This window comes from Paracoccus sediminilitoris (genome assembly GCF_003259195.1).
GTDB classification, from domain to species: domain Bacteria; phylum Pseudomonadota; class Alphaproteobacteria; order Rhodobacterales; family Rhodobacteraceae; genus Paracoccus; species Paracoccus sediminilitoris.
In genome coordinates this window covers 45,013-63,280 of the sequence record NZ_QJPK01000016.1, presented here as the reverse complement: position 1 = coordinate 63,280, position 18,268 = coordinate 45,013, and the positions used below count along the sequence as shown (strand labels likewise).

20 protein-coding genes and 1 tRNA gene are annotated in these 18,268 nt (G+C 63.9%); 12 read left to right on the top strand and 9 right to left on the bottom strand.

Annotated features, from left to right (window positions below; all coding sequences use genetic code 11):
• Positions 1-83: 83 nt before the first annotated feature.
• Positions 84-1,181, top strand: coding sequence for a tyrosine-type recombinase/integrase (locus DKT70_RS12500; protein ID WP_111559445.1), 1,098 nt, complete (start codon positions 84-86; stop codon positions 1,179-1,181).
• 17 nt (positions 1,182-1,198) lie between these two features.
• Here DKT70_RS12500 and DKT70_RS12495 read toward each other — a convergent pair.
• The 4 genes from DKT70_RS12495 to pdxH form a co-directional block, all read right to left on the bottom strand.
• A tRNA-Pro gene (locus DKT70_RS12495) sits at positions 1,199-1,275 on the bottom strand.
• 40 nt (positions 1,276-1,315) lie between these two features.
• On the bottom strand, positions 1,316-1,819 hold the full coding sequence (locus DKT70_RS12490; RefSeq protein WP_111559444.1) for a DUF192 domain-containing protein: 504 nt from the start codon (positions 1,817-1,819) through the stop codon (positions 1,316-1,318).
• Entirely contained in the window at positions 1,806-2,402 is a 597-nt protein-coding gene (locus tag DKT70_RS12485) for a cold-shock protein (protein WP_111559481.1), read from the bottom strand. Before DKT70_RS12485 ends, DKT70_RS12490 begins: the two co-directional genes overlap by 14 nt.
• A 140-nt stretch (positions 2,403-2,542) precedes the next feature.
• Positions 2,543-3,157: a pyridoxamine 5'-phosphate oxidase gene (pdxH, locus tag DKT70_RS12480; RefSeq protein ID WP_111559480.1), complete on the bottom strand. Its 615-nt coding sequence runs from the start codon at positions 3,155-3,157 to the stop codon at positions 2,543-2,545.
• A 79-nt stretch (positions 3,158-3,236) separates the two neighbouring features.
• Between pdxH and fabI the strand changes: the two genes are divergently transcribed.
• The 4 genes from fabI to DKT70_RS12460 all read left to right on the top strand — a co-directional run bounded on the left by fabI (position 3,237) and on the right by DKT70_RS12460 (position 6,143).
• The gene (gene fabI, locus DKT70_RS12475) at positions 3,237-4,064 is read left to right on the top strand and encodes an enoyl-ACP reductase FabI (RefSeq protein WP_111559443.1); all 828 of its coding nucleotides are present in this window, start codon (positions 3,237-3,239) and stop codon (positions 4,062-4,064) included.
• 20 nt (positions 4,065-4,084) lie between these two features.
• A complete protein-coding gene (locus DKT70_RS12470; RefSeq protein ID WP_233490556.1) occupies positions 4,085-4,699 on the top strand; it encodes a LysE family translocator in 615 nt (204 codons plus the stop codon).
• Between the two features lie 16 nt (positions 4,700-4,715).
• Positions 4,716-5,204, top strand: a complete 489-nt coding sequence (gene gpt, locus DKT70_RS12465; RefSeq protein WP_072296239.1) for a xanthine phosphoribosyltransferase — start codon at positions 4,716-4,718, stop codon at positions 5,202-5,204.
• A 114-nt stretch (positions 5,205-5,318) separates the two neighbouring features.
• Entirely contained in the window at positions 5,319-6,143 is an 825-nt protein-coding gene (locus DKT70_RS12460) for a PRC-barrel domain-containing protein (RefSeq protein WP_199559589.1), read from the top strand.
• 91 nt (positions 6,144-6,234) lie between these two features.
• Here DKT70_RS12460 and trpE read toward each other — a convergent pair whose 3' ends face one another.
• The 4 genes from trpE to DKT70_RS12440 form a co-directional block, all read right to left on the bottom strand.
• Positions 6,235-7,740, bottom strand: a complete 1,506-nt coding sequence (gene trpE / locus DKT70_RS12455) for an anthranilate synthase component I (protein ID WP_111559442.1) — start codon at positions 7,738-7,740, stop codon at positions 6,235-6,237.
• Positions 7,740-9,635: a peptidylprolyl isomerase gene (locus tag DKT70_RS12450; RefSeq protein WP_233490555.1), complete on the bottom strand. Its 1,896-nt coding sequence runs from the start codon at positions 9,633-9,635 to the stop codon at positions 7,740-7,742. The genes trpE and DKT70_RS12450 overlap by 1 nt, the downstream gene beginning before the upstream one ends.
• Positions 9,636-9,702: 67 nt before the next feature.
• The gene (locus tag DKT70_RS12445; RefSeq protein WP_111559441.1) at positions 9,703-10,878 is read right to left on the bottom strand and encodes an aminotransferase; all 1,176 of its coding nucleotides are present in this window, start codon (positions 10,876-10,878) and stop codon (positions 9,703-9,705) included.
• A gap of 1 nt (position 10,879) precedes the next feature.
• A complete protein-coding gene (locus DKT70_RS12440) occupies positions 10,880-11,479 on the bottom strand; it encodes a hypothetical protein (RefSeq protein WP_146612632.1) in 600 nt (199 codons plus the stop codon).
• Between the two features lie 180 nt (positions 11,480-11,659).
• On the opposite strand from DKT70_RS12440, the gene DKT70_RS12435 reads away from it, so the two are divergent.
• The 7 genes from DKT70_RS12435 (at position 11,660) to lexA (ending at position 17,196) form a co-directional block, all read left to right on the top strand.
• Positions 11,660-12,250, top strand: a complete 591-nt coding sequence (locus tag DKT70_RS12435; protein ID WP_111559439.1) for an anthranilate synthase component II — start codon at positions 11,660-11,662, stop codon at positions 12,248-12,250.
• Positions 12,247-13,266, top strand: a complete 1,020-nt coding sequence (trpD, locus tag DKT70_RS12430; protein ID WP_111559438.1) for an anthranilate phosphoribosyltransferase — start codon at positions 12,247-12,249, stop codon at positions 13,264-13,266. The genes DKT70_RS12435 and trpD overlap by 4 nt, the downstream gene beginning before the upstream one ends.
• Complete coding sequence (locus DKT70_RS12425) at positions 13,263-13,898, top strand: uracil-DNA glycosylase (RefSeq protein WP_111559437.1); 636 nt, start codon at positions 13,263-13,265, stop codon at positions 13,896-13,898. The genes trpD and DKT70_RS12425 overlap by 4 nt, the downstream gene beginning before the upstream one ends.
• A 42-nt stretch (positions 13,899-13,940) precedes the next feature.
• Positions 13,941-14,732 (top strand): indole-3-glycerol phosphate synthase TrpC, encoded by a 792-nt coding sequence (gene trpC, locus DKT70_RS12420; protein WP_111559436.1) that lies wholly within the window; start codon positions 13,941-13,943, stop codon positions 14,730-14,732.
• Positions 14,729-15,202: a cyclic pyranopterin monophosphate synthase MoaC gene (moaC, locus tag DKT70_RS12415; RefSeq protein ID WP_111559435.1), complete on the top strand. Its 474-nt coding sequence runs from the start codon at positions 14,729-14,731 to the stop codon at positions 15,200-15,202. The genes trpC and moaC overlap by 4 nt, the downstream gene beginning before the upstream one ends.
• A complete protein-coding gene (locus DKT70_RS12410) occupies positions 15,199-16,377 on the top strand; it encodes a molybdopterin molybdotransferase MoeA (RefSeq protein WP_111559434.1) in 1,179 nt (392 codons plus the stop codon). The genes moaC and DKT70_RS12410 overlap by 4 nt, the downstream gene beginning before the upstream one ends.
• 96 nt (positions 16,378-16,473) lie before the next feature.
• Positions 16,474-17,196 (top strand): transcriptional repressor LexA, encoded by a 723-nt coding sequence (gene lexA / locus DKT70_RS12405; protein WP_072296251.1) that lies wholly within the window; start codon positions 16,474-16,476, stop codon positions 17,194-17,196.
• Positions 17,197-17,266: 70 nt separating this feature from the next.
• On the opposite strand, the gene hemC is transcribed toward lexA, so the two are convergent.
• Complete coding sequence (gene hemC, locus DKT70_RS12400; protein ID WP_111559433.1) at positions 17,267-18,205, bottom strand: hydroxymethylbilane synthase; 939 nt, start codon at positions 18,203-18,205, stop codon at positions 17,267-17,269.
• Positions 18,206-18,268 lie beyond the last annotated feature (63 nt).

The window sequence follows — 18,268 nt, the reverse complement described above, 5'->3', positions numbered from 1 at the left end:
AATGACGAGGGATGGAGTAATGCGCATCCTGCCGCCTTCAGTTCAGAATGAGGCACGAAGTGAAGTAGACAGGTGGTTCGAGGATGACGCGCGTTAACCTACGAGGGATCAACAGGATCCGGAAGAGACTGGCCGATGGCACGGTGCGCGAACATCACTATGTCGGACGGGGCCGCGGCGCGATTAAATTCTGGGACAGCACCGGGGATATCCGTCTCGGATCGCCAGACTACATAGCAGCATTCTCGGCTGCGCGGAAATGCACGCCGGCGGCGCAAGGCAAGTTCCGCAGTCTGATTCTCGCCTTCTTGGACAGCCAGGATTTCAAAGTGCTGGCGCCCCGAACACAGGCCGATATGAGGCGCTCAATCTACCATCCAGACAACGGCATTGATCGTAAGTTCGGGGATGCGCCATTGGCCGCACTCGAGGACCCACGCATCCGAACGCAAGCCCTGGATTGGCGAGACACGATCGGCGGCAAGGTCGGCGATGACCGCATCCGGCATATGCAACGGATTGTGGCCTTTGGATATGACCGCGGCCGCATTCGACTGCATCATCTGCAGAAGATAAAATCTGTCTACAAAAGCCAGCGTTCGGAGATATTCTGGATGCCGGAGGAAATCGCCGTATTCGAGGCCGGTGCGCCAGCCCATGTTTCGCGGATCCTATGCATCGCCCTCGAAACAGGACTTCGCCCTGGCGACCTGGTGCGTTTGTCTTGGGAGCATATTCACCCCACCCAGCAAGGCCGCCGTATTGCGATATGGACGCAGAAACGAAAACGCCTGGCGTCGATTCCCGTCACCGAACGCATGGCGCAGATTCTAGACTCCACGCCTCAGCGTCAGGTCACACTGATCGTTAACAAGAGCGGTGAGCCCTACCAGCACGAAAACTACCTTGGGGACGCTGTCGGCGTGTGGCGCGACAAGCTGAAGATTCGGAAAGAACTGCGGCTCTATGATGCCCGAGGCACTGCCGCCACACGACTATTGGAAGCCGGAGCCGATCTTAAGGAAATCGCGACCCATATGGGCTGGTCTCTTAAGCACGCTTCAGAGGTGATTGAGCGCTACGTCGCACTCTCGCCGGCTATGTCCGACAGCCTCGCTCACAAGTTGCGGGAGGCCCATTCGAGAGCCAAGTTGCAAACCGGATTGCAAACCGAGGGGTGACTGAAGGAGCTAAGTGGTGGTCGGGGCGAGAGGATTCGAACCTCCGACCTACGGTACCCAAAACCGTCGCGCTACCAGGCTGCGCTACGCCCCGACAGCTTCGCTTTAGACGATTGATCGAGCGGTGAAAAGGCCTAGCTGCATGGAAATGCAGCGCGGTCTTGATCCAATGCCGGATGCGCCAGAACCTGCCCTTTTGCCAGCCCCAGACGGGCCGCCTCCCCGCCTGCGATCTCAAGCACCATCAGGCGTGCGGGATCGGGGTCGCCGACCATCGCGCCGGGCACGGGCGTTTCGTCCAGCGGGCGGGCATTGGGGTGGATGTGGCGAATCACACCCTCGGCATCCAGAAAGATCATGTCCAGCGGAACGAGCGTGTTGCGCATCCAGAAGCTGACAGGCTGGGGCTGTTCATAGATGAACAGCATTCCGGTCTCCGGCGGCACATCCTTGCGATACATCAGGCCCTGCGCACGCGATGCGGGCGTGTCGACGACCTCGATATCGAATTCCAGCACCTGGCTGTCATCCAGACGGATCAGGGCAAGATCCTCGGCGCAGCTTCCCTGTGCTAAGGCCGGCAGCGGGCCAAGGATCAGCGCCGCGAAAAGAGCGGCTGAAAGCCTATTCGGCAACATGGGCAAGGTATTCGGCATCCTGCATATCTTCACGGATATCGGCTTTCAGTTCGTGGGCCGATGCCGGGACCGCATTGTCCCAGGAAGCGACCTGCGCCGCCATCAAACCGCGCGGGCCTTCGATCACGCGCAGGCAAATCGCCTCGCCGATGGCAAGGTCAGCAAAACCGGAATGGCGCACAACCTCGATATGAATGAAAACATCTTCCGGATGTCCGAAGATGTTTGCGAAACCGAAGCCCTTGCTCTTGTCGAACCACTTCACCCGTGCGGGCCGAAGGGGAAGACTTTCCATATGCTCGATGACTTCGGGGGCCAGATCGGCGATCGGCGGATGGCCGTCGGTGGCCGGCGGCGCGATCGACATGACCTCTGCGGCTTGGGTTCCCCGCTTCGTGGCCTGAACCATCACCACGACGCTGGATTGATCCGCGACCGAACTGCGCCCGAAATTGCGCAGGACATTGGCGTGCAGAAGAATGTCTTCTCCACCCTCGTCATTCACGATGAAACCATAGCCCTTGGTCGCGTCAAACCACTTCACCAATCCGGTAACGCGTGTCAGGCCAGCATCTTCAGTCATCGTCTGCATGTTTCCACGAAATGCCAAATTTGCGCGAACCTTAAGACCGCACAAATCGGACTACAACAAAATACCATCACCCGAAACAGAGCGACCAACCCAGCCACTCCATCTTGGCCCAAGTAAACAATTCGTCAAGCTCAGGGTGCAAGCCGGGTCACTTTCCAGCAGCCTTCCGCCTGTCTGACCCATACAAAACGGTCGTGAAGGCGAAACGCGCCATCGGCCCAGAACTCGATCTGGGTCGGAGTGATTCGGAAGCCTCCCCAGAAAGGTGGGCGGGCAGGATTGGTTCCGTGCTTCAATGACATTTTGGCAACGGCCGCAACCAGGGTTGCACGGTCCTTCAGCGGTTGCGATTGCGGCGAGGCCCATGCCCCCAGCCTGCTCTTCAATGCGCGGCTGGCGTAATAGGCGTCCGCCTGCGGGCCTTCCTCGCGGGTGACGGTGCCGCGGACGCGGATCTGACGGCGCAGCGATTTCCAGTGCATCACGAAAGAGGCTTTGCCGGTGGCGCTGATCTGGCGGCCCTTGGCGCTGTCGTAATTGGTATAGAACACGAACGACCCGTCAGCTCCCTGACCGTCGATATCCTTCAGCAGCACCATCCGCGTGTCGGGCATGCCCTCGGCATCGACGGTGGACAGCGCGATGGCAGTGGGATCGTTGATCTCGGATTTTTCAGCTTCGGCCAACCAAGCGCGCATGATGTCGAACGGGTCATCACCCGCAAAGATTCCGGTCCGATCTGTCATCATCCGTTCCTTGTGCTTGATGCGGCAGGGTAAACGGCATAATCACCGCTGAAACGGTTGAAAGCGCGAGGGACGGGACATGTCAAGCGAGCAGAGGTCGGGCCTGATGGCCGGCAAGCGCGGTCTGATCATGGGATTGGCCAATGACAAGTCGATTGCATGGGGCATCGCCAAAGCATTGGCCGCCGAGGGCGCCGAGCTGGCCTTCAGCTATCAGGGCGAGTCGCTGAAGAAGCGCGTCGACCCACTGGCAGCTCAGCTCGGCTCGGACTTGGTGCTGCCCTGCGACGTGTCGGACAGCGCATCCATCGACGGATTGTTCGAGAAACTGGCCGCGGAATGGGACAAGCTGGACTTCATCGTCCACGCCATCGGCTTTTCCGACAAGGAACAGCTGCGCGGTCGCTATGCTGAAACCACGCGCGACAACTTCCTGATGACCATGGATATTTCGGTCTATTCCTTCACCGCCGTCGCCCGCCGGGCAGCCGCGATGATGACCGATGGCGGGTCGATGCTGACGCTGACCTATTACGGCGCCGAACGCGTCATGCCGCATTACAACGTCATGGGTGTCGCCAAGGCCGCGCTGGAGGCATCGGTCCGCTACCTGGCTGAGGATTTCGGCAAGGACAACATCCGCGTCAACGCCATCAGCGCGGGCCCCATCAAGACGCTGGCCGCATCGGGCATCGGCGACTTCCGCTACATCATGAAGTGGAACGAGCTGAACTCTCCGCTGCGTCGCAATGTCACGCAGGAGGATGTCGGCAATTCCGCCCTCTACCTGCTGTCGCGCCTTGGGGCCGGTGTCACGGGCGAGACGCATCACGTCGATGCGGGCTATCACGTGGTCGGCATGAAGGCCGTCGACGCGCCCGACATCGCGACCGTCAAGAAAGACTGAGATCCGCGGGGCGGCCGGGCATGATCACCATCTCGGCCGACCAGCTTGGCATCTTCGTGGCGACCCTGGCCGTGGCGATCCTGTCGCCGGGGCCCGGCGTCATAGCCATCAGCCAAGGGTCCTTCGCCTATGGCCGCAGGCGCGCCCTGCCCTATGGCTGGGGTCTGGCGGTCGGGGCATCGGTCTGGTGCCTGTTCGCCTTGCTGGGCCTGACGGTCATCTTCCGCCTGCTGCCATTGACCCTGACACTGATGCGCGTCCTGGGCGGGGTCTATCTGCTGTGGATCGCCACAAAGATGTGGCGCCACGCCGCCGACCCCCTGCCCGATCCCGCATCCGCGAAACGCGGCATCGGCCTGTGGTCGGGGATGGCCCTGAACCTGTCCAACCCCAAGCCCGCGCTTTTCTATTCGGCGGTGCTGCTGTCGATCTTTCCTGCTGCGCTGAGCATCGCCGACAAGGGCACGATCTATGTCACAGCCTTGTCCGTCGAGCTGTTATTCTATACCGCACTGGCCAGTCTGATGGCGCTGCCGTGGTTGCGGGACCGCTATTATACCGCAAAGTTCTGGATCGACCGGGGGGCCGGCCTGGCAATCGCGTTGCTGGGCCTTTCGCTGGTCGTGAATCCCTGAGGAAGGAAAAAGACGCATGACGGATCGTCTGCCCCACGAAAAAGGTTTTCACATCAGCTGGGATCAGCTGCACCGCGATGCGCGTGCGCTGGCATGGCGCATGGAAGAACAGGAATGGCGCGCCGTTCTGGCCGTGACCCGGGGCGGGCTTGTCCCCGCGATGATCGTGGCACGCGAACTGGACATCCGCACGATCGACACGATCAGCGTGAAATCCTATCACCGGCAGGAACAGTCCGGGCTGACGGTCCTGAAAAAACCCGACCCCGAGCTGATGGGCGACGGCGACGGCATTCTGGTCGTCGACGATCTGGTCGACAGCGGCCGCACGCTGGAACTGATCCGCGAGATGTATCCCAAGGCGCACATGGCCACCGTCTATGCCAAGCCAAAGGGCAAGCCGATGGTGAACAGCTATGTCACCGAGGTCAGCCAGGATACCTGGATCTATTTCCCGTGGGACATGGCACTGCAATATGTCCAGCCGTTCCGCGGCGAGGATTAAGGTTCCATCACAAAGACTTTTTGCCTGGTCCCCGCCGAACTCATTTTGGCGGGGAACCTCTGTCGGGATCTGCGCATTGTGAACTCAATCGCGGGATGCAAACGCCGCCCGCAAATGGAAAACCAGGAGGACACTATGCGTAATCTTCTTTTGACCACTGCCGTTGCCCTGCCGATGACCTTTGGCGCCGCTTTCGCTCAGGACACCGCGCCCGCAGCCGATCCTGAGATGGAAACGACCGAAACCGCGCCGATGGGCACGGATACGACCGACACCATGGCCGATCCTGCAGCAGATACGATGGCCGATCCGGCAGCAGATCCCGCGATGGAAACCGCAGAAGGTGACGACGCAGCAGCCGCAGCTTCGGCCGCCGAAAAGGTCGAGCAGCAGCAGGCCGAAAACGAATGGCGCGTTGACTGGATCACTGGTACGTCGGTGACCTCGCCCGATGGTAGCGCAATCGGCGACATCAACGATCTGATCGTCGATAGCGAAACCGGCGAAATGAAGGCAGCAGTCATCGGCGTCGGCGGTTTCCTGGGCATCGGTGAAAAGCAGATCGCCCTTCCGTGGACCGACCTGATGATCAATTCGGACGCTCAGCAGATCACCACCGACCTGACCGAAGAAGAAGCTGACGCCGCACCGGCATATGTCTTCCGCGACCAGGAAGCGGAAGGCGAAATGGCCACGGATACGATGGCAACCGATCCGGCAGCGACCGACACCATGGCGACCGATCCGGCAGCAACCGATACGATGGCAACCGAGCCCGCAACCATGGAAACCGAAGGCACCGTTGAAGGTCAGCCGGTGGCGACCGAAGACGCGATGGAAGACAATGCCGAGATGGAGAGCGACATGAATGCAGACGCTCCCGCCGAGGAAATGGACATGGAGACTGAAACCGAAACGGAAACCGCACCTGCCAACTGATCGGCAAGGTTCGGACCTTTTATGGGATCTGACAGAAAGGCGGCCCGATTGGGCCGCCTTTTCCATTGTCACGCAGGCTGGCCGCAGGCGGTCAGGAGTTTCCGCGGACGAATTGCGCCGCCGCTTCGGCGGCACGTTGCAGGGCGCGGCTTTTGTTCATCGTTTCCTCGAACTCGGCCTCGGGGTCGCTGTCATAAACAACGCCGCCGCCAGCCTGGATATACAGCGCCTGGTCTTTGACCACGCCCGTGCGCAAGGCGATGCACATGTCCATTTCGCCATTGGCGGCGAAATAGCCGACAGCACCGCCATAAACGCCGCGCTTCTCCGGCTCCAGCTCATCGATGATCTGCATGGCGCGAACCTTGGGCGCACCTGATACGGTGCCTGCGGGCAGACCCGCCAGCAGCGCCGACAGGGCATCCTCGCCATCGCGCAACTGCCCCACCACGTTCGACACGATATGCATCACGTGGCTATAGCGTTCGATGACGAATTTTTCGGTCGGTCGCACGGTGCCGGGCTTGGCGACCCGCCCCACGTCATTGCGCCCCAGATCCAGCAGCATCAGATGCTCGGCCAGTTCCTTCTGGTCGCCCAGCAGATCGGCCTCCAGCGCCCGGTCCTCGGCTTCGTCCGCGCCCCGCGGACGGGTGCCCGCGATGGGGCGGATCGTGACTTCGCCATCGCGCAGGCGGACCAGGATCTCGGGGCTGGCGCCGACGATCTGGAAGCTGCCCATGTTCAGGAAGAACATGAAGGGCGACGGGTTGGTGCGCCGCAGACTGCGATAAAGCGCAAAGGGCGGCAGCGGGAAATCCAGCCGCCAGCGTTGGCTGGGCACCACCTGGAAGATGTCGCCCGCACGGATGTATTCCTTGGCCTTTTCCACAGCCGACAGATAGTCGGCCTTGGCAAAGTTCGACACGGGCGCGCCGATCTGCATGTCATGGCCCAAGGCGCGCGGTTCGGTCGGCTGGCGGTCCAGCGACCGCAGCGCATCCATCACCCGTTCGGCGGCACGCGCATAGGCGGCGCGCGCATTGTCGTTCCCGTCATGCCACGCGGGCGCACAAAGCGTCACCTCGCCCTTGACCCCATCCAGCACCGCCACGACGGATGGCCGCATCATCATCGCATCGGGCGTGTCCAGCGGGTCGGGGTTCACATGCGGCAGGTGTTCGACCAGCCGGATCATGTCATAGCCCAGATAGCCGAACAGCCCCGCGGCCACCGGCGGCACGCCCTCGGGCATGGTCTCGATCCGGCTCTCTGCGATCAGGGCGCGCAGGCTGTCCAGCGCGGGACGGGCATCATCCTCGAAGTCTTCGGTAAAGCGGGCCTGCCGGTTGATCCGGGCCTTGCCGTCGCGGCATTCCCAGATCAGGTCGGGCTTCATGCCGACGATCGAATAACGACCGCGAACCTCGCCCCCGGTGACGGATTCCAGCATGAAGCTCTGCGGGGCAGCCTCGGCCAGTTTCAGCATCAGGCTGACGGGCGTGTCCAGATCGGCCGCCAAACGGATGGTGACCAGCTGGTTGTGACCCGCAGCCCATTGCGCCTTGAAGGATTCGAAATCGGGCGTCAGCTGCATCACTGAACCTGCGCGTTGATGGCGTTGATGGCCTGCTGGTCGATCTGCACCTTGGAATTGCGCTGAACATGGCGGGCGTAATAGTCGAAGATGTCGCCCTGCAAGGACTGGTCCAGACGCGACTTGACGCTGTCGACGATCTGCGTCGCATCCTCGGTCGAGAGGTCCGCATCGCTGATCTGATCCAGGCGCAGCACAAAGACCCGGTCACCCGCATCGACGACCCCGACATCGCCCGGCTCGGCCATCGCAAAGGCCTGGGACAGGATCTCGGGCGGCAAACCACGCATGTAATCGCTGCGCGACATGTCGGTTTCGGTCGTCCAATCGACGGCGGCGGGTTCTTCGACCGCCTCGGCCTGCGGTTCTGCATCCGCTCCGGGCGAGGTCTGCGCCACGGCAGCCAGACGCTGTTCGGCGGCCAAGTCCAGCAGGCGGCGCTGCAGTTCGGCCTGTTTCCAATCGGCCAGAACCTCGTCCCGGACCGTGTCGAAGGGCTTCAGGGTCGGCGGCACGATTTCGTCCAGTCGCATGGCGAAGACACCGCCATCGGCCAGTTCGAACAGCTGCGGGAAATCGCTGGCGGTGATGTCTGCGGCACGTTCGCGGAAACCTTCGTAACCGGCGATGCTGCCTTCCTCGGGATTGCCCTCGGCAGTCCAGTCCACCTGCCCCAATTCCAGCTCCGTCTCCTCGGCCAGCTCCTCCAGCGTGGCACCACCGGCCAGCAGGTCTTCATAGTCGGGCGTACGGTCCTGGATCTGGCGGGCGGCACGGCTCAGGGCTGCCTCGCCGCGCAGATCGTCGCGCGCCTCTTCGAACGGGATGTCGACGGGATCAAGGATCGCGTTTACGGAAAACAGCGCCGGGCCCAGATCGGTCTGGACCGGGCCCACGACACCGGGCTGTTCGGCGGCAAAGACGGTATCGGCGGCCTGCCCCAGATCCTGGCGCGTCACCTCGCCCAGGTCGATATCATCCAGCGACAGGCCACGGTCGATCACGAAGGCTTCGAAGGGCTTTTCGCCGGCGTCGATCTGGTCACGGGCGGCTTGCGCGTCGGCCTCGGTCGGGAAGACAAGGCGGCCGACCATCCGGCGCTCAGGGCGCTGGAACTGATCGATGTTGCGGTCATAGACGGCGCGCAGGGCCTCTTCGTCGACTTCGACTTCCGATGACAGCATGTCCGGATTGACCCAGGCATAGCTGATCTTGCGGGTTTCGGGTGCGGTGAAACGTGCGCCATTGGCCTCGTGCCATGCTTTCAGCGTCGCCTCGTCGGGATCGGCGATGGGTTCGGCCAGATCATCCGCGGTCAGTTCGCGCCAAGCGAAATCGCGCGTCTGCAACAGCCAGCGCGCGGTCTGATCGACCATCGGCGTGGGGGCCTCGACCCCGCCCGCAATGGCGCGCTGCAGGATCAGGCGGGATTCGTCGTCGCGAACGGTCGCTTCGAAATCGGCCTCGGTCAGACGTTCGCGGCGCAGGATCTCGGAATAGGCGGTGCGGTCGAACCTGCCGTTCGGCCCCTGGAAGGCACCTGCCTGCATGATCGTTTCGGCGACCTTCTCATCGCCCACGGAAACGCCGATGCGGCGCGCCTGTTCGGCGAGCGCCGCCGCGCCGATCAGCTGGCCCTGAACCATCGCGGGCAGCCCCATCTGCTGGGCCTGCGCCATGGTGATCTGCTGCCCGGTCTGCTGCGACAGGTTGCGCATCTCGTTCTGCAGGGCGCGGGCGTATTCATCCGCGGTGATCTTGGTATCGCCGACCGAGCCGACCTCGGTCGTGCCCCCTGAAAAGCTGGTGACGCCGAAGCCCCCCAACCCCAGGACCATCAGACCCAAAAGGATCCAGACGACGGTTGATTTGCCCTTGGTTCGCAGCTGTGACATGGCGCGGCCTTCCTCGTGGTCGTGTCTTTGCCGTCTTTAGGACGCCGCGCCCCGCGCCACAAGTGGATCAGGCCCCAAGCTGTGCCAGCCGCCCTGCCAATTGCGCGATCCCGTCCGCATCGACATTGGCAAAGGCCAGCCGCAGATGGCGCGCGCCGGTCGGGTCGCCTTCGGGCGTGAACATCGTTCCAGGCAACGCCAGCACCCCGATCTCCGACACCATGCGCCGTGCCAGATCGGCCGAGCTTTCGGCGAAGGGATATTCCACCCAGGCAAAATACGCCCCGGCACTTTTCAGCGTCCAACCGGTCAGATCAGCAAGCGCGGTTTCGGTGGCACGGCGGCGGGCCAGGATCTCGGCCCGTTCGCCGGCCAGCCAGTCGTCCAGGTTCGCCAGCCCCCAGACCGCCCCCACCTGCCCCAGCTGCGACGGAGAGATCGCGACCGTATCCAGGAATTTCTCGACCTCGGCCAGGCGGTCCTGGCCTGCGACCAGCGCACCGACCCGATGCCCGGTCAGGCGATAGGCCTTGGAAAAACTGTAAAGCTGGACCAGCGTGCGATCCCAATCGGGGCGCTGGAACAGGTCATGCGGCGCGCCTGTGCGGCTGTCGAAATCGCGATAGGTCTCATCCACCACCAGCGCCAGCCCATGGCTTTGCGCCAGATCGAAGAAGCGCCCCACCAGCTCGGCCGGATATTCCGCCCCCGATGGGTTGTTCGGCGTCACCAGCACGATCGCGCGGGTCCGCGGGGTGATCAGGGCGCGCGCCTCCTCGGGGTCGGGCAACATCGCCGCGCCACAGGGCAAGGGCACCGTCTGAACGCCGGACATGTCCAGCCACATCTTGTGGTTGAAATACCAGGGTGTCGGCACGATCACCTGGTCCCCCGCCCCGGCCAATGTCGCCATTGCCGCACAGAAGGCCTGGTTGCAGCCCTGCGTGATCGCCACGTTGCCGCCCGTCAGCGACCCGCCATAGGCGGCGCCGAACCGAGCCGCCACCGCGTCGCGCAGATCGCCATTGCCCAGCACCGGACCGTAAAGATGCGCCTCGGGGCGGTTCAGCGCGGCGTCGGCGATGGCCTGGCGCAGGCCCAGGGGTGGCGGATCGACGGGAGCCGCCTGGCTGACATTGATCAGCGGCCGGTCGGGCGGGAAATCGACGCCCTGCAACCAGCGGCGCGCCTCCATGACCGGCGGGGCAAAGGTGGCGGCCAGGGCGGGGTTGATCGGGTTCATGTCAGTTACGCTCCATCTTGCGCAGATCGGTCAGATCGGGGGGCAGCGACAGGTCCAGCCCCGGTGCGGGCATCTCGGGGGCCGGATCGGGCTGCGCGTCCTGAGCATTGGGGCTGTCCGCCAGCTGCGGCAGGCTGTCCTGGGGTGCATCGGGCGCCAGCCCCGGCAGGCTGCGCGTCATCGGCGCATCCGCGGCGCCACCGGGCAGTTGCAGGCCAGGGGCCGCATCGAAGGGCGCGGGCTGGCTCTGCGCCGGCATGCTGTCTCCCGCAAGGGTATCGGGCCTGGCATTGTCATCCGTCACGGGGCGCGGCGCGGGCTCGGCCACGGGGGCGGTGACCGCCACGGGTTCGGATTGACGTTCGCTTTCGCCAGCACGGATCGGCGTGGGCGCACGCGGAGCCACATCCCCCGCACGCCCGAATTCCGACCCCACCGGCAGGTCCATCCGCCCCGAAGGTGTCGCCCCTTCGTCGGGGGTGGCGACCATCGGCGATGCGTCCTGCGGCTGCGGCAGGGGCGCCAGCAACGACAGCCCCACCAAGGCCGCCGCGCCCAGCAGCGCACCATGAACCGCGCCTGTCAGAATTCCCCGTGCCATCTGCCCCTCTTGTCCTTCGCGGCGCCGTCGCGCCATTTTGATCGCCCGGTCTTGACCCTTGGCCGCGCTTTGCCCCATCTATAGCGGACGCTTTTGCGGGGGGAAACCGCCCCCATTCACCGCCTCCGTTCACGCCGCCGCGCGAAGATCCAAGTTCCCTGACGACAAGGTGCCAAGCCGATGATCCTTCTGATCGACAATTACGACAGCTTCACCTGGAACCTGGTCCATTACATGGGCGAAGCGGGGGCCGAGGTCACGGTGCGCCGCAACGATCAACTGACCGTCGATCAGGCGCTGGCGCTGGACCCCGACGGCATCGTGATCTCTCCGGGTCCCTGCGATCCCGATCAGGCGGGCATCTGTCTGGACCTGATCAAGGCGGCCGCGGATCGGCGCATCCCGCTGCTGGGCGTGTGCCTGGGCCATCAGTCGATCGGCCAGGCTTTTGGTGGCAAGATCGTGCGCGCGACGCGCATCCTGCATGGCAAGGTCGATGCGATCAGCCATGACGGCACGGGGGTCTTCGCAGGCCTCCCCTCGCCCATGAATGCCACGCGCTATCATTCGCTGACTGTGCAGCCCGAAAGCCTGCCCGATTGCCTGCGCGTCACCGCGACCTCGGATGACGGGACGATCATGGGGCTGATCCACCGCGATCTGCCGATCGAAGGCGTGCAGTTCCACCCCGAATCCATCGCCTCTGAAAACGGACACGAGATGATCCGCACCTTCCTGTCCCGCTGCACCAAGGCAGAGGCCGCCGCATGACCGACATCCGCCCGTTGATCGGGATCGCCGCGACCCGTCCGCTGACCGGCCCCGAGGCCGAAACCGCCTTTTCCGCCCTGTTCGACGGCGCTGCCACTCCCGCCCAGATCGGCGGCCTGCTGATGGCCCTGCGCGTGCGCGGCGAAACCGTCCAGGAAATTGCCGCCGCAGCCCGCGCCATGCGCAACCGCATGAACCGCGTGACCGCGCCCGCAGGTGCCATGGACATCGTCGGAACGGGTGGCGACGGCAAGGGCACGCTGAACATCTCGACCGCGACGGCCTTCGTTGTGGCGGGCGCGGGCGTGCCCGTCGCCAAGCACGGCAACCGCAACCTGTCGTCGAAATCGGGCGCTGCGGATGCGCTGGTCAAGATGGGCATCAACGTCATGGGCGGGCCTGCCGTTGCGCAACAGGCCCTGAACCATGCGGGCATCTGTTTCATGATGGCGCCGATGCACCACCCGGCCATGCGCCATGTCGGCCCGCCGCGCGCGGAGCTTGGGACAAGAACCGTCTTTAACCTTCTGGGCCCACTGACAAATCCCGCAGCCGTCCGGCGCCAGTTGACCGGTGCCTTCAGCGCCCAGTGGATCCGCCCCATGGCCGAGGTGCTGCGCGATCTGGGTTCCGATGCGGCCTGGCTGGTCCATGGCGGCGATGGCACGGATGAGCTGAGCATCGCCGCCGAAAGCCATGTCGCCGCCCTCAAGGACGGCCAGATCACCGAATTCACCATCTCGCCCGAGGATGCCGGCCTGCCGCGTCATCCGTTCGAGGACATCATCGGCGGCGAACCCGAACAGAACGCCGCCGCCTTCCGCGCCCTGTTGGAGGGCCAGACCGGCGCCTATCGCGACGCCGTGCTGCTGAACGCGGCAGCGGCCTTGCTGGTGGCCGACAAGGTGACCGACCTCCGCGACGGCGCGCGGATGGCCGCTGAATCCATCGACAGCGGGGCTGCCAAGGCCCGCCTTGTCGCGCTGTCCCAAGTGACCGGCCCGCCCGAGGCATGACCCCGCCGGAAGCCTGGGCCGACCTGCCCTTTTTTCAACAGGAATGGCCCGCCATTCGCAACCGGCTGGCGGGTCAGGACTGGCTGCCCGGCGCGGACAACGTCTTTGCGGCGCTGCAGGCCACCAGTCCCGCAGAAACCCGCGTCGTCATTCTGGGCCAAGACCCTTATCCGACACCCGGCCACGCCAACGGATTGGCCTTTTCCGTCACGGCAGAAACACCGCTGCCACGGTCGCTGCGCAACATCTTTGCCGAACTGCAGGACGATGTGGGTGCGACGCCCCCGACCGGCGACTTGTCGGGATGGGCGCGTCAGGGGGTGCTGCTGCTGAACAGCGCACTCAGCGTCCTGCCGGGCCAAGCGGGCGTACATGCGAAATGGGGTTGGCATCATCTGGCCCGACAGGCCGTTGCCGCAGCACAGGACCATGGGCCGCTGGCCTTCCTTCTGTGGGGCAACCATGCGCAGAAGACGCTGGCCGATCTGGCCAGACCGCAGGATCTGGTGATTGCCACGGCCCATCCCTCGCCCCTGTCGGCGCGGCGGGGCTTCTTTGGCAGTCGGCCTTTCAGCCGGATCAATGACTGGTTGGCCAATCAGGGCCGCCAACCGATCGATTGGACCGCATAGGTCCCCTTCCCTCGACACACTCGCAGCGTTAGAACCGGACCCATGGATATTCTGGAAAAGATCAAGGCCTACAAGCTGGACGAAATCGCCGCCGCCAAGGCCGCGCGTCCGCTGGCCGATGTCGAGGCCGCCGCACGTGCCGCTTCGGCCCCCCGTGGCTTTGCCCGAGCCCTTGATGCGACGGCCAAGACCGGTCCGGCGCTGATCGCCGAAATCAAGAAGGCCAGCCCGTCGAAAGGCCTGATCCGGTCCGATTTCGCGCCCGCTGAACTGGCCCGCGCCTATCAGGCCGGGGGCGCGGCCTGCCTGTCGGTCCTGACCGACGGTCCCAGCTTTCAGGGGGCGCCGGACTATCTGACCGCCGCGCGCGATGCCTGCGATCTGCCGGCTCTGCGCAAGGATTTCCTGCATGACACCTATCAGGTTGCCGAAGCGCGGGCATGGGGTGCCGATTGCATCCTGATCATCATGGCTTCGGTCGACGACGTTCTGGCGGCCGAACTGGAAGATGCCGCGACCCATTGGGGCATGGACGCCCTGATCGAGGTGCACGACGCGGATGAACTGGATCGCGCCCTGCGCCTCAAATCTCCGATGATCGGGATAAACAACCGTAATCTCAAGACCTTCGACGTCACCCTTGATGTGACGCGCGAACTGGCGCCGCGCATTCCCGCCGACCGTCAGGTGGTCTGCGAAAGCGGTCTTTTCGCGCCTGCGGATCTGGCTGACATGATGCGGGTCGGCGCGCGCCGTTTCCTGATCGGCGAAAGCCTGATGCGCCAGGATGACGTCGCCGCAGCGACCCGCGCCATTTTGGACGTACCGGCATGAGCCTGACCCATTTCGACGCCGCCGGTCAGGCCCACATGGTCGATGTCTCCGGCAAGGAAGAAACCGCACGCGAGGCCGTGGCGACGGGCTGTGTCATCATGACCACCGACACGCTGGCCCTGGCCAAGGGCGGGGCCGCCAAGGGTGACGTCATGGGCGTCGCGCGGCTGGCAGGCATCATGGGTGCCAAGCGGACCGCCGATCTGATCCCTTTGTGTCATCCCCTGCCCATCGCCAAGGTCGCGCTGGAACTGATCCCCGATGACACCCTGCCCGGCATCCGCGTCACGGCGACGGTGCGCACCACGGGTCGGACGGGCGTTGAGATGGAGGCCCTGACGGCGGTGACGACCGCCTGCCTGACCATTTATGATATGCTCAAGGCGGCTGAAAAGGGGATGCAGATCACCGATATCCGGTTGCTTAGAAAAGAGGGCGGGAAATCGGGCCTCTATGAGGCGCAGCCATGATCACCGTCCCCGAGGCCCTGGAACGCGTTTTGGCGCTGGCCAAGGCACCTGTCGCTGAAACCGTGCCCTTGGCACAGGCACACGGTCGGGCATTGCTGGAACCCGCCGTGTCCCGACTGACACAGCCGCCCTTTGATGCGTCGGCGATGGATGGCTATGCCATGCGCGCCGCCGATATGTCGGGTCCCATTCAGGTCGTCGGCACCGCCGCGGCAGGACATCCCTGGACGGGGCAACCCGGCCCAAGCCAGGCCATCCGGATTTTCACCGGCGCGCCCGTTCCCGCCGGGTTCGACCATGTCGAATTGCAGGAAAACATCCTGCGTGACGGGGACAGCATCCGCGTCCAGACACGGTCATCGGGCAGCAATATCAGGGCCCGGGGCAATGATTTCGTCAAGGGTGATCAGGTGGAAGCCGGGCGGATCCTGACGGCCGCCCATATCGGCCTGCTGGCGGCCATGAACCTGCCGACCGTCACTGTGGCCAAGCAGCCGCGTGTGGCCATTCTTGCCGGCGGTGACGAACTTCTGCCTCCGGGCAGTGATCCGCGACCCGGACAGATCATCAGCTCCAATGACTTGGCGATTGCGGCGATGGTGTCGCAGGCGGGGGGCGTGCCCCGCATCCTGCCCATTGCCCAGGATACGGATGAAAGCCTACGCGAAAGTTTCACGGCAGCGGGTGATGCCGACCTGATCGTGACCATCGGTGGCGCGTCGGTCGGCGATCACGATCTGATCGGCAAGATCGCGGCGGAACTGGGATTGGATCGCGCCTTCTACAAGATCGCAATGCGGCCCGGAAAGCCGCTGATGGCTGGACGACTGCGCGATTCGGTCATGCTGGGCCTGCCGGGAAACCCAGTTTCAGCAATGACCTGCGGGGTATTGTTCATGCAACCTCTGATACGCGCGATGCAGGGTCTTCCGGCGGATATCTTGACCGGTCGCGCCCGGCTTGGACGCGAGCTGCCTGCCGAGGGGCCGCGCCAGCACTATCTGCGGGCCCGCATGGATCGCGCGGGCGACATACCCGTGATCACCCCTTTCGAGGATCAGGATTCCGCCCGGCTTTCCTTGATGGCGCAGGCTGATGCCCTGTTGATCCGTCCGGCCCACGATCCCGCGCGACGCCCCGGCAAGGTGATGGAGTACATTCCTCTTGGTCTCTGACAATTAACTGTTTTTTTATCTTCACTGCGTCAAATGATTGACGTGATTCGGGCCATCGGCTAGAACATTAACGGAACATATCGATGAGGCCGGGCCATGTTGACAAAAAAGCAGATCCAACTGCTGGAATTCATCCAGAGGCGGATGGTTCGCGATGGCGTACCGCCGTCATTCGACGAGATGAAGGATGCCTTGGACCTCAGGTCCAAGTCGGGGATCCATCGTCTTGTGACCGCACTTGAAGAGCGTGGGTTCATCCGGCGCCTTCCCCATCGCGCCCGCGCGTTGGAAGTCCTGCGTTTGCCGGACGCACTGGCGCACTTGGCCGATGCGGCGGAACCGGAGACCGGGGCCAAGCCCGCATTCACGCCGCGCGTGATCTCCAACACGCGGCCCTCGCGGCCGCGCGGGGCCATGACCGTGGTGGACAGCCCCGCCGTGCAGTTGCCTTTGATGGGTCGCATCGCCGCCGGCGTGCCCATTGAAGCCATTTCCGAGGTGTCGCATCACGTTGCGGTTCCCGGGACAATGCTGACAGGGCGCGAACATCACTATGCGCTGGAAGTGACCGGCGATTCGATGATCGACGCCGGAATAAACGACGGCGACGTGGTGGTGATCCGTGAACAGGATACGGCTGAAACCGGTGACATCATCGTGGCATTGGTCGACGATCAGGAAGCGACCCTGAAGCGCTATCGTCGCAAGGGCGCGATGATTGCCCTTGAAGCCGCGAATCCTGCCTACGAAACCCGATTGCTGCCTGAAGACCGGGTGCGCATTCAGGGCCGCCTGGTTGGGCTGATCCGCAGTTATTGAAGATGATACGGGCGCGCCATTCTTGGCGCGCCCGATGATGGTCCTGCGACATGATCGCGCAGCGACCCCATCATAGGGTCATGAAGCCCGGTCCGCCCCGCGTCAGCAGTTCCTCCGCCAGATCCGTACCCATCGCGGCACCATCGGCCACGCCGCCATTTCTGGTACCGCTGACGACCGCACTGCCATCGGGGCGCAAGATCTCTCCGCGCAAAGTCAGACCATCGCCGATGACTTCGGCCAGACCCGCGATGGGCGTCTGACAGGAACCATCCAGACGCTTCAGGAACGCCCGCTCGGCCGCGACGCGCAGGCCGGTCTCGGCATCGTGCAACGGCTTCAGCAGGTCAGCGATCCGTGTGTCATCGGCGCGACGCTCGACACCGATGGCGCCTTGGGCGACAGCAGGCAGCATTTCGGCAGGATCGATGCCGCTTTGGGCCACATGCACCATGTTCAGACGGCGAAGACCTGCCATTGCCAGAAACGTCGCGACGGCCACGCCATCATCCAGTTTCTTCAACCTTGTCTGAACGTTACCGCGGAATTCGACCAAGATCAGATCGGGACGACGATGTGCCAGCTGGGCGCGCCGGCGCAAGCTTGACGAACCGACCGTCGCCCCAAGCGGGAGGTCCGAAATCGAACCGAAATGAGGGCTGACGAATGCGTCGCGCACATCTTCCCGAGGCAGCAGACAGTCGATGATCAGACCGTCGGGCTGCAGCGTCGGCATGTCCTTCATGGAATGGACCGCGATGTCGATTGCGCCTGCGGTCAGGGCCTCCTCGATCTCTCGGGTGAAGAGGCCCTTGCCGCCGATCTCCTTCAAGGGGCGATCGGTGATCCGGTCGCCGGTCGTCTTGATGACGACGATTTCGAAGGCATCAGCGGGCAAGCCGTGCGCAGCCATCATCCGGTCGCGCGTCTCATGGGCTTGGGCCAATGCCAGAACCGATCCGCGGGTGCCGATCTTGATGGGGCGGGAGGTGTCGGGCATCTGTGTCATGGCGCATGGATAGCGGCCGGACGCACGCTTGACAACGTCTGTCGCCTCGCCTTCAAGGGGCGC

Excerpts from the sequence above, each read along its gene's own strand:
- DKT70_RS12500 (WP_111559445.1), top strand. The coding sequence starts at position 84 with ATGACGCGCGTTAACCTACGAGGGATCAACAGGATCCGGAAGAGACTG.
- DKT70_RS12490 (WP_111559444.1), bottom strand. The coding sequence starts at position 1,819 with ATGTTGCCGAATAGGCTTTCAGCCGCTCTTTTCGCGGCGCTGATCCTT.
- DKT70_RS12485 (WP_111559481.1), bottom strand. The coding sequence starts at position 2,402 with ATGACTGAAGATGCTGGCCTGACACGCGTTACCGGATTGGTGAAGTGG.
- pdxH (WP_111559480.1), bottom strand. The coding sequence starts at position 3,157 with ATGACAGATCGGACCGGAATCTTTGCGGGTGATGACCCGTTCGACATC.
- fabI (WP_111559443.1), top strand. The coding sequence starts at position 3,237 with ATGTCAAGCGAGCAGAGGTCGGGCCTGATGGCCGGCAAGCGCGGTCTG.
- DKT70_RS12470 (WP_233490556.1), top strand. The coding sequence starts at position 4,085 with ATGATCACCATCTCGGCCGACCAGCTTGGCATCTTCGTGGCGACCCTG.
- gpt (WP_072296239.1), top strand. The coding sequence starts at position 4,716 with ATGACGGATCGTCTGCCCCACGAAAAAGGTTTTCACATCAGCTGGGAT.
- DKT70_RS12460 (WP_199559589.1), top strand. The coding sequence starts at position 5,319 with ATGGAAAACCAGGAGGACACTATGCGTAATCTTCTTTTGACCACTGCC.
- trpE (WP_111559442.1), bottom strand. The coding sequence starts at position 7,740 with ATGCAGCTGACGCCCGATTTCGAATCCTTCAAGGCGCAATGGGCTGCG.
- DKT70_RS12450 (WP_233490555.1), bottom strand. The coding sequence starts at position 9,635 with ATGTCACAGCTGCGAACCAAGGGCAAATCAACCGTCGTCTGGATCCTT.
- DKT70_RS12445 (WP_111559441.1), bottom strand. The coding sequence starts at position 10,878 with ATGAACCCGATCAACCCCGCCCTGGCCGCCACCTTTGCCCCGCCGGTC.
- DKT70_RS12440 (WP_146612632.1), bottom strand. The coding sequence starts at position 11,479 with ATGGCACGGGGAATTCTGACAGGCGCGGTTCATGGTGCGCTGCTGGGC.
- DKT70_RS12435 (WP_111559439.1), top strand. The coding sequence starts at position 11,660 with ATGATCCTTCTGATCGACAATTACGACAGCTTCACCTGGAACCTGGTC.
- trpD (WP_111559438.1), top strand. The coding sequence starts at position 12,247 with ATGACCGACATCCGCCCGTTGATCGGGATCGCCGCGACCCGTCCGCTG.
- DKT70_RS12425 (WP_111559437.1), top strand. The coding sequence starts at position 13,263 with ATGACCCCGCCGGAAGCCTGGGCCGACCTGCCCTTTTTTCAACAGGAA.
- trpC (WP_111559436.1), top strand. The coding sequence starts at position 13,941 with ATGGATATTCTGGAAAAGATCAAGGCCTACAAGCTGGACGAAATCGCC.
- moaC (WP_111559435.1), top strand. The coding sequence starts at position 14,729 with ATGAGCCTGACCCATTTCGACGCCGCCGGTCAGGCCCACATGGTCGAT.
- DKT70_RS12410 (WP_111559434.1), top strand. The coding sequence starts at position 15,199 with ATGATCACCGTCCCCGAGGCCCTGGAACGCGTTTTGGCGCTGGCCAAG.
- lexA (WP_072296251.1), top strand. The coding sequence starts at position 16,474 with ATGTTGACAAAAAAGCAGATCCAACTGCTGGAATTCATCCAGAGGCGG.
- hemC (WP_111559433.1), bottom strand. The coding sequence starts at position 18,205 with ATGACACAGATGCCCGACACCTCCCGCCCCATCAAGATCGGCACCCGC.